Here is a 7,688-nt window from a genome sequence, read left to right on the forward strand (position 1 = left end):
CGAAGGACGCGTTGACGCCCTGGCGATGATTACTTCGACTTCGGTGCTGTCGACCACCGAGTTGCCACGCATCAGTTCGACCTTGTAGCGGCCGACCGGCAGCGCGGTCACCAGGTAGCGGCCATCCGCTTCCGGCGTGACGGTACGCTTCAGGCCGGTGTCGACGTTGCGCAGCACGACGGAGGCGCCGGCAGGTGCTTCGACGCGGCCAACGATGTTACCGGTGGTGTTCGATTGGGCCATGGCAGGCTGCATCGCGCCGATGGTCAGGGCGGCGGCGCCGAACGCGAAGCTCAGTGCGTGGGCCAATACGGTTTTTCTCAACATTGTGATTTCCTGTTTATTTTCTTTGGCATCTCTTGTGGATCTGCCGGATAAAAGTGTTGTATGTAAAATAACGGTTACTGCTCGTGTTCCCACTACTTCCTTCCCCGCCTGGTAAGGCGGCTCAAGGCTGTATTGATGCATATCAATCAAAGTTGACACGAGATAAAAACACATCGGAAGACGGAGCGTCAACAAACATTCACGTATGTACGCAAACAAACAACGGTGTGGAAATGCCTGATATTTACAATGAAATCAATTATTTACACACTGCGATGCACCAAGGAAACACGTTATGTGAGCGGAGTGCACCGATTTAGTGCCGATACATATACAGATGAGCGCAACTTTGCTTCCAATACAATAACATTTGTACAAATATAGTTTTTATTGCACCGCAATATTACATTTGCGCACGAGCGTTCGCACCGAAATTTTTGTTAGAAAAGGTGAGATTTCGCGGGCTCGTCAACGCAGGTAAAATAGCGGGTTGGGAAATCGCCCTTCTCCACTTTTTATTCGGAACCGTATGCTGCGCATTAACGAACTCAAGCTCCCCCTCGACCATCCTGAAGAAGCGCTCGAAGCGGCGCTGCTGGCCCGCCTGGGCATCGTCAAGGAACAATTGCGCGGTTTTACCGTGTTCAAGCGCAGCTACGACGCGCGCAAGCGCAGCGCGATCATCCTGATCTACGCGCTGGACGCCGACGTCGAGGGCGAGGCCGCGGTGCTGGCGCGCCTGAAGCACGACGCCCACGTGATGCGCTCCCCCGACACCAGCTACAAGTTCGTGGCAGGCGGCGAGCAGCTGCAGGGACACGACAGGAACAAGCGCCCGGTGGTGGTCGGCACCGGCCCGTGCGGGCTGTTCGTCGCGCTGATCCTGGCCCAGATGGGCCTGCGCCCGCTGATCCTCGAGCGCGGCAAGGTGGTGCGCGAACGCACCGTCGACACCTTCGGCTTCTGGCGCAAGCGCAAGCTCAACACCGAATCGAATGTCCAGTTCGGCGAAGGCGGCGCCGGCACCTTCTCGGACGGCAAGTTGTACAGCCAGATCAAGGACCCCAAGCACTACGGCCGCAAGGTGCTGACCGAGTTCGTCAAGGCCGGCGCACCGGAAGAGATCATGTACGTCAGCAAGCCGCACATCGGCACCTTCCGCCTGGTCAAGATGGTCGAGCAGATGCGCGAGAACATCATCGCGCTGGGCGGCGAATACCGCTTCGAGAGCAAGGTGACCGACATCGAAGTCGAGGAAAAGAATGGCCAGCGCCAGCTGCGCGGCGTGGTGCTGGCCAGCGGCGAGCGGATCGAAACCGACCACCTGGTGATGGCGATCGGCCACAGCGCGCGCGATACCTTCGAGATGCTGTACGAACGCGGCGTCTATATTGAAGCCAAGCCGTTCTCGATCGGGTTCCGGGTCGAGCATCCGCAGTCGCTGATCGACGTGTGCCGCTTCGGGCCCAACGCCGGCAACAAGATCCTCGGCGCGGCCGACTACAAGCTGGTGCACCACGCGTCGAACGGGCGCTCTGTATACAGCTTCTGCATGTGCCCGGGCGGCACCGTCGTTGCGGCCTCGTCCGAGGTCGGGCGCGTGGTGACCAACGGCATGAGCCAGTATTCGCGCAATGAGCGCAACGCCAACAGCGCAATCGTGGTGGGTATAACGCCGGAAGACTACCCGGGCCATCCGCTGGCCGGCATCGCCTTCCAGCGCAAGCTGGAGGAAGGCGCGTTCGCGCTCGGTGGCGGCACCTACGACGCGCCGGGACAGCTGATGGGCGACTTCGTCAAGGGCCGCGCCTCGACCGAGTTCGGCTCGGTGGTCCCGTCGTTCAAGCCGGCGGTGCACCTGACCGACCTGTCGAGCGCGCTGCCGGAATACGCGGTCACGGCGATGAAGGAAGCCTTCCCCGCCTTCGACAAGCAGATCCGCGGCTACTACAAGGAGGATGCGGTGCTGACCGGCGTCGAGACGCGCACTTCGTCGCCGATCCGCATCAAGCGCAACGACGCAGACCTGCAGAGCCTGAACACGCGCGGGCTGTTCCCGGCCGGCGAAGGCGCGGGCTATGCGGGCGGGATCCTGTCGGCTGCGGTGGACGGGATCCGGGTGGCCGAAGCGGTGGCGTTGTCGATGGCGGCCAACAAGTTGTAAATATTTTTATCGAAAGCATCATCTATTACCCGAAGAGCATGCGAGAATCGTGCGTACACATACATACGTTCTTAAGCGTAGTTTTTTGGAGATGGAGACATGCAAGACGCACAGGCGGTGCGCGCGGAAGTCGCGCACCTGCATGCCGCAGCCATTCAGGCGCAGCAAGCCGGCAAGGACAATGAAGCCGGACAATTATGGGTGCGCGTGCTCGACTACGACGCCAACGATGGCCTGGCACTGATTTCGCTGGGCAAGCGCGCGTTTCGCCATGGCGACCTGGAGCGGGCGCAACTGGCCTTCGAACGGCTGGTCGCGGCCCACCCCGGGCATACCCAGGGCTGGATCAACCTGGCGCTCACCCACCAGGGCCGCAAGGATGAGGCGGCGGAGCAGTCCGCCATCGACAACGCGCTGCGCACCGACCCTTCCGACCTGGTGGCGCTGATCTTGCGCGCCAACCTGCTGGAACGCCAGGGCCAGCGCCACAAGGCCGCGTCGGTGTACGGCGCGGTGGCCAGCGTGGCGCCGCCGCTTGCGGTGCTCGAGCCGGGCTTGCAAGGCGCCGTCACCCATGCGCTGCAGTTCCGCGAGCGCTACAATACCGATTTCGGCAGCTTCCTGGACGGCTTCCTGGAAAACCACTATCAGGCGCTGGCGGGCGAAAACCTGGAGCGCTTCCGCGAGTCGGTCGACATCATGGTGTCGCGCAAGCGCCGGTTCGAATCGAAGTCGATGATGTTCCACTATCCCGGCCTGCTACCGTTGCCGTTCCTGCCGCGCGCGCGGTTCCCGTGGCTGGACGCCATCGAGGCCGGCACCGACGCCATCCGCGCCGAATTCCTGCAGGTTCACGCGGCCGACCGCGGCTTCACGCCCTACCTTTGCTACCCGCCCGACGTGCCGCACAACCAGTTCGCGGAACTGAATAATTCGCAGCGCTGGAGCGCCTTCCACCTGATCGCCGACGGCAAGCCGGTGCCCGAACATGCCGCACGCTGTCCAGAGACCATGCGCCTGCTGGCCGAGGCGCCGCAACCGGACCAGCCGGGCCGCACGCCGAGCGCGATGTTCTCGCTGCTCGCGCCGCGCACCCGGATTCCGCCGCATGTCGGCGTGAGCAACACGCGCCTGGTCACGCACCTGCCGCTTATCGTCCCGGGGCAGTGCGGCTTCCGGGTCGGCAACGAGACGCGCGGCTGGACATTGGGCGAGGGTTTCGTGTTCGACGACACCATCGAGCACGAGGCATGGAACGACAGCGACCAGTTGCGCGTGGTGCTGATCTTCGACGTCTGGCACCCGGACCTGACGCCGCCCGAGCGCGCAATGATCACCGCGCTGACCGCTGGGATTAACCAGTTCCGCGATACGGCCGGCGAGTTCGCGCTGTAAGCCAGCCGCGCCCCTCCCCCATGCCGCCCGGTCCGCCGCGCGGCATTTTTTTTGTCAGCACGCGTGGTTTTGTCCAGCCGAAACCGGTTGCCAATCGAGTAGGCGACGGAGTTACCCCGTCGCCTACTCACACCACCGTACCTGCGGCTCCGCCTTCAGATTAGCAGCCGCCTACGACACCCTTGCCTTCTGTTAACTCTTCCCCTTGCCGGGTGAGTGCGCCCTGCCGGGCGCACCAAACAAAAAACGGCACCCGAAGGTGCCGTTTTTTGTTGCTAAGGGCTACGTCGTGAAGATTAGAACTTGGCGGTCAGGCCAACGAAGACCTTGCGGCCGTTTGCGTCATACACCTGTGGGTAGGTGTTGCCGTTACCGAAGCCAGAACCAACTTGCGCGCTGACCGGTGGATCCTTGTCCAGCAGGTTGTTGATACCGCCCGACAGGCTCAGGTTCTTGGTCAGGCTGTATGAAGCGCTCAGGTCCAGGTAGTCACGTGCGCCCAGGGTACGGTCGACTGGGAACGCGTTACCGGTCAGCTTAGGATGCTTGCTGGTGGTTTCCAGGTCCACGGAGTCGATGTGACGCCAGGTGAAGGCGGTCTCGAAGTTCCATGGCGAGGTCCAGGTTACACGTGCCTTGTGGCGCCATTCTGGCAGCGGGGTGCCGCAGGTCGGACCGTAGAAGCCCTTGCAGTCGTAAGCATCTTCGCCCGGCAGGTCCTGGGTTTCGTAGCTACGCAGGTAGGTACCCAGGATGCTGAAGCCGAAGTTGCCCAGGCCGCCGACTTTGTAACCGTAGCTTGCGCCGAGGTCCAGGCCGGTGGTCTTGCGGGTTGCCAGGTTCAGGTTGTTAGCTTCGATGAACGCGGTGTCTTTCGCCCACAGGGTACCAATGTTGTCGCGGTGGATCAGCGAGCAGAATGCAGCTTCGCCGGTTTCCAGGCACTTCGCCAGGGTGGTGGTCGCAGGAACGTTGGCGATCACGTCTTTCACGTCGATGCTGAATGCGTCAAGGGTGATCGACAGGTTCTTGATCGGCTCGAGTACCAGGCCCAGGGTGAACGAATCGGCCTCTTCTGGCGACAGGTTGACGTTACCGCCGGTCAGCTGATTGTACTGGCCCGACGGGTTGTCGATGATCTTGCCGTACTGGGCAGCGGTAACACCGGTGCGTGCGCACTGTGCCAGGCTAGCCGTTGGGCTGGTGCCTGCGCATGGATCTTCGTCGTTGTCGTACAGGCCGACACCGGCTGGGGTGAACAGCTCGACGATGTTCGCTGCACGAGCCGCACGCTGGTACGATGCGCGCAGTTTTGCCTGGCGTACTGGCGCCCATTCAACACCAACACCGTACGAATCGGTGGTCTTGCCGGTGCTGTAGTCGGAGTAGCGGTAAGAAGCGTTCATGCTCAGAAGGTCAACGAATGGGCGCTTTTCCATCAGGGGAACACGGACTTCGCCGAAGATTTCCTTGACGGTGTACTGGCCGGCTACGCCGAAGCTAGGACCACCCTGGCCGAACAGGTCGTTCGACGAGAACGCGGTGTCGGTTTCCAGTTCCAGCTCTTCGCGGCGGCGCTCGAGGCCGACGGACAGGCCGATACCTTGCTCGGAGGTTGGCAGTTTCCAGCCGTATTCGCCGAGGTCAGCAGAAATGTTACCGCCCTGGATTTCCTGGGTGGTTGCGCCGCTGCGCAGGCCTGGGGTCTGCAGGTACTTCAGGGCTTCAGGCGTTACTTTGCCCAGGCTCCAGATGTTGTACGGTACGCAGTTAGGATCGGTGCCGTTGACTACCGAACGGCAAGCTGGCTGGCCGGAACCATCCAGGACGACGTCCATTGCGCGGAACGCGCGGGTCTTCGAAAATTCGTTCTTGTACACTTCCGTGTACGAAACGCGCGCATTCTGTGCGAATACGTCATAGCTCCATGGGCCGATGTCGCCCTTGAAGCCGATCTGCGAACGGTACGAGGTGTTGGTGATGTCAGCCTGGCGGCCGCCGCCTTCAACGTTGCGGCGGAAGATCAGCGCATCAGCGGTGCCGCCTGGGGCCACGAGGCCCAGCTGGCGCTTCCAGTCAGCCGACAGCAGTGGGTTTTCGAAGTGAACCGCGTTCGCGCCGGACATGTCCAGGCCGAACAGGCCCGAAGGTGCGATCTGGGCGACGGTACGGTCATTGTGGAAACCGATCGACGAATAAACCTGGACCTTGTCGTTGATTTCGTAGTTGGCCGTTGCGTTGAATACATAACGGTCGGAAGGACGCTGCAGGTAGTTGATCGGACCGTAGTTGTACGCGTCGGTCGCAACGACGTAAGCACGGGTGTTGCCGTTTGCGTCAGCAACGGTGCGCGAGCCATTGTCGGTGATGAAGCGGCCTGGGAAGCTGGTGTTCGAGCCGAGGCAGGCGAAGCCTGCTGCCGACGAACCCAGGGCGCAAGAAGTGAAATCACGCTGCGATTGCAGCAGCGGGTCGTCCTGCTTGTAGCCTGCGTACAAGGTTGCGTTACCTTTGCCGTCAGCAAAATTGCCGCCGACCAGCAGGCTGACGTCCTTGCTCTTGGCGTCGAAGCTCTTGTCGCCTGGCAATGCGAAGTTGCGCTTGCGCACAGCCGCGCTGACCACGTCGTTGTCCTGCTGGTGGTTGTAGCCGCTGACGTTCACATCGATCTGAACGCCTTCGAACTTGTCGTTCATGATGAAGTTGATCACGCCGGCAACCGCATCGGAACCGTAGACCGCGCCTGCGCCGCCGGACAGCACTTCAACGCGCTTGATCAGGCCCGCAGGGATCTGGTTCAAGTCGGCTGCGGTGCTCAGTGGCGAGCCTTGCGGCAGGCGGCGGCCGTTGACCAGCACCAGGGTACGGTCGGCGCCGAGGTTACGCAGGTTCACGGTTGCAGTACCGGTCGAGCCGTTGGAGATCGCGCCGCCCTGGTCAGCGAAGACCTGTGGCAGGTTGTTCATCAGGTTCTCGACGTTCTTCACGCCGTCGCTCTTGATGTCGGCTGCGCCAACAACGGTGATTGGGCTGGAGCCCTCGGTTACCGTGGCAACGCGGATGCGCGAGCCGGTAACGACGATTTTTTCCATTTCACCGGACGGCGCTGGCGCTGCTTCCTGTGCGCTCGCGCTGTGCATGCCGAGCGCAAGTCCGCTCAGGAACATCAGGCGAATTGAGCGAGACAATACTGTTTCCGTGATCATTAGTGATTCCCTTGAGTGTAATTTGAGATCTACGCCCCAACCTCGCGGCCGGGCATAAGGCAGTCGTACTTATTTTTAATTTCAACACACAACAGATGCAGGCAGCGCCTTGGGTCTCCAAAGGTGAGATGCCTGCAGATATCTGCAAAAGCTACAAAATTTAACTACTTGACAGACATCGCATAGAACCATACCCGTTTGTTTTTTGTCAAACCTGCAGGGGGGTGAATGCTGTGCACAAACAACAGATTTAGATGTCAATCAGATTTTGCATGCATCGCACACAATATGACATTTGCATAAATACAGTATATACAGAATATTCATCTGCAAATACGGCATTTATGCAATTAATTCACGGTAATGCAGGCGCGTTGTCTAGACAATGCAATGAATGCACGAGCGTGCACTTCGGAGGGAGCGTCGCAGGCTACAACCAGCCCGATTTCTTGAACCTGTAGTACAGTAGCCGGCGACCGATACCATCAGCGTGACCGCCACCGGATAGCCGAAGCGCCACTTCAGTTCGGGCATGATGTCGAAATTCATGCCCCAGATACCGGCAAAAGCGGTCAATACCGCGAAGATCGCGGCCC

Annotated in this window: 4 protein-coding genes and 1 pseudogene; 2 read left to right on the forward strand and 3 right to left on the reverse strand. The window is 60.6% G+C overall.

Annotated elements, in window-relative coordinates:
* On the reverse strand, nucleotides 1-327 hold a 327-nt coding region (locus tag D3872_RS25845), incomplete at its 3' end, for a carboxypeptidase-like regulatory domain-containing protein (RefSeq protein ID WP_182915891.1).
* 529 nt (nucleotides 328-856) lie between these two features.
* Between D3872_RS25845 and D3872_RS21965 the strand changes: the two genes are divergently transcribed.
* Together D3872_RS21965 and D3872_RS21970 are read left to right on the forward strand one after the other, a co-directional pair.
* Nucleotides 857-2,491 carry an NAD(P)/FAD-dependent oxidoreductase gene (locus tag D3872_RS21965; protein ID WP_119812788.1) on the forward strand — a complete coding sequence of 545 codons (1,635 nt, stop codon included), beginning with the start codon at nucleotides 857-859 and terminating at the stop codon, nucleotides 2,489-2,491.
* A 99-nt stretch (nucleotides 2,492-2,590) separates the two neighbouring features.
* On the forward strand, nucleotides 2,591-3,886 hold the full coding sequence (locus tag D3872_RS21970) for an aspartyl/asparaginyl beta-hydroxylase domain-containing protein (protein WP_119812789.1): 1,296 nt from the start codon (nucleotides 2,591-2,593) through the stop codon (nucleotides 3,884-3,886).
* 296 nt (nucleotides 3,887-4,182) lie between these two features.
* Here D3872_RS21970 and D3872_RS21975 read toward each other — a convergent pair whose 3' ends face one another.
* On the reverse strand, nucleotides 4,183-7,074 hold the full coding sequence (locus D3872_RS21975) for a TonB-dependent receptor domain-containing protein (RefSeq protein WP_229459470.1): 2,892 nt from the start codon (nucleotides 7,072-7,074) through the stop codon (nucleotides 4,183-4,185).
* Between the two features lie 448 nt (nucleotides 7,075-7,522).
* Nucleotides 7,523-7,688: pseudogene (locus tag D3872_RS21980) on the reverse strand (CorA family divalent cation transporter); the annotation flags it as partial.

The organism is Massilia cavernae, assembly GCF_003590855.1.
GTDB classification, from domain to species: domain Bacteria; phylum Pseudomonadota; class Gammaproteobacteria; order Burkholderiales; family Burkholderiaceae_D; genus Telluria_A; species Telluria_A cavernae.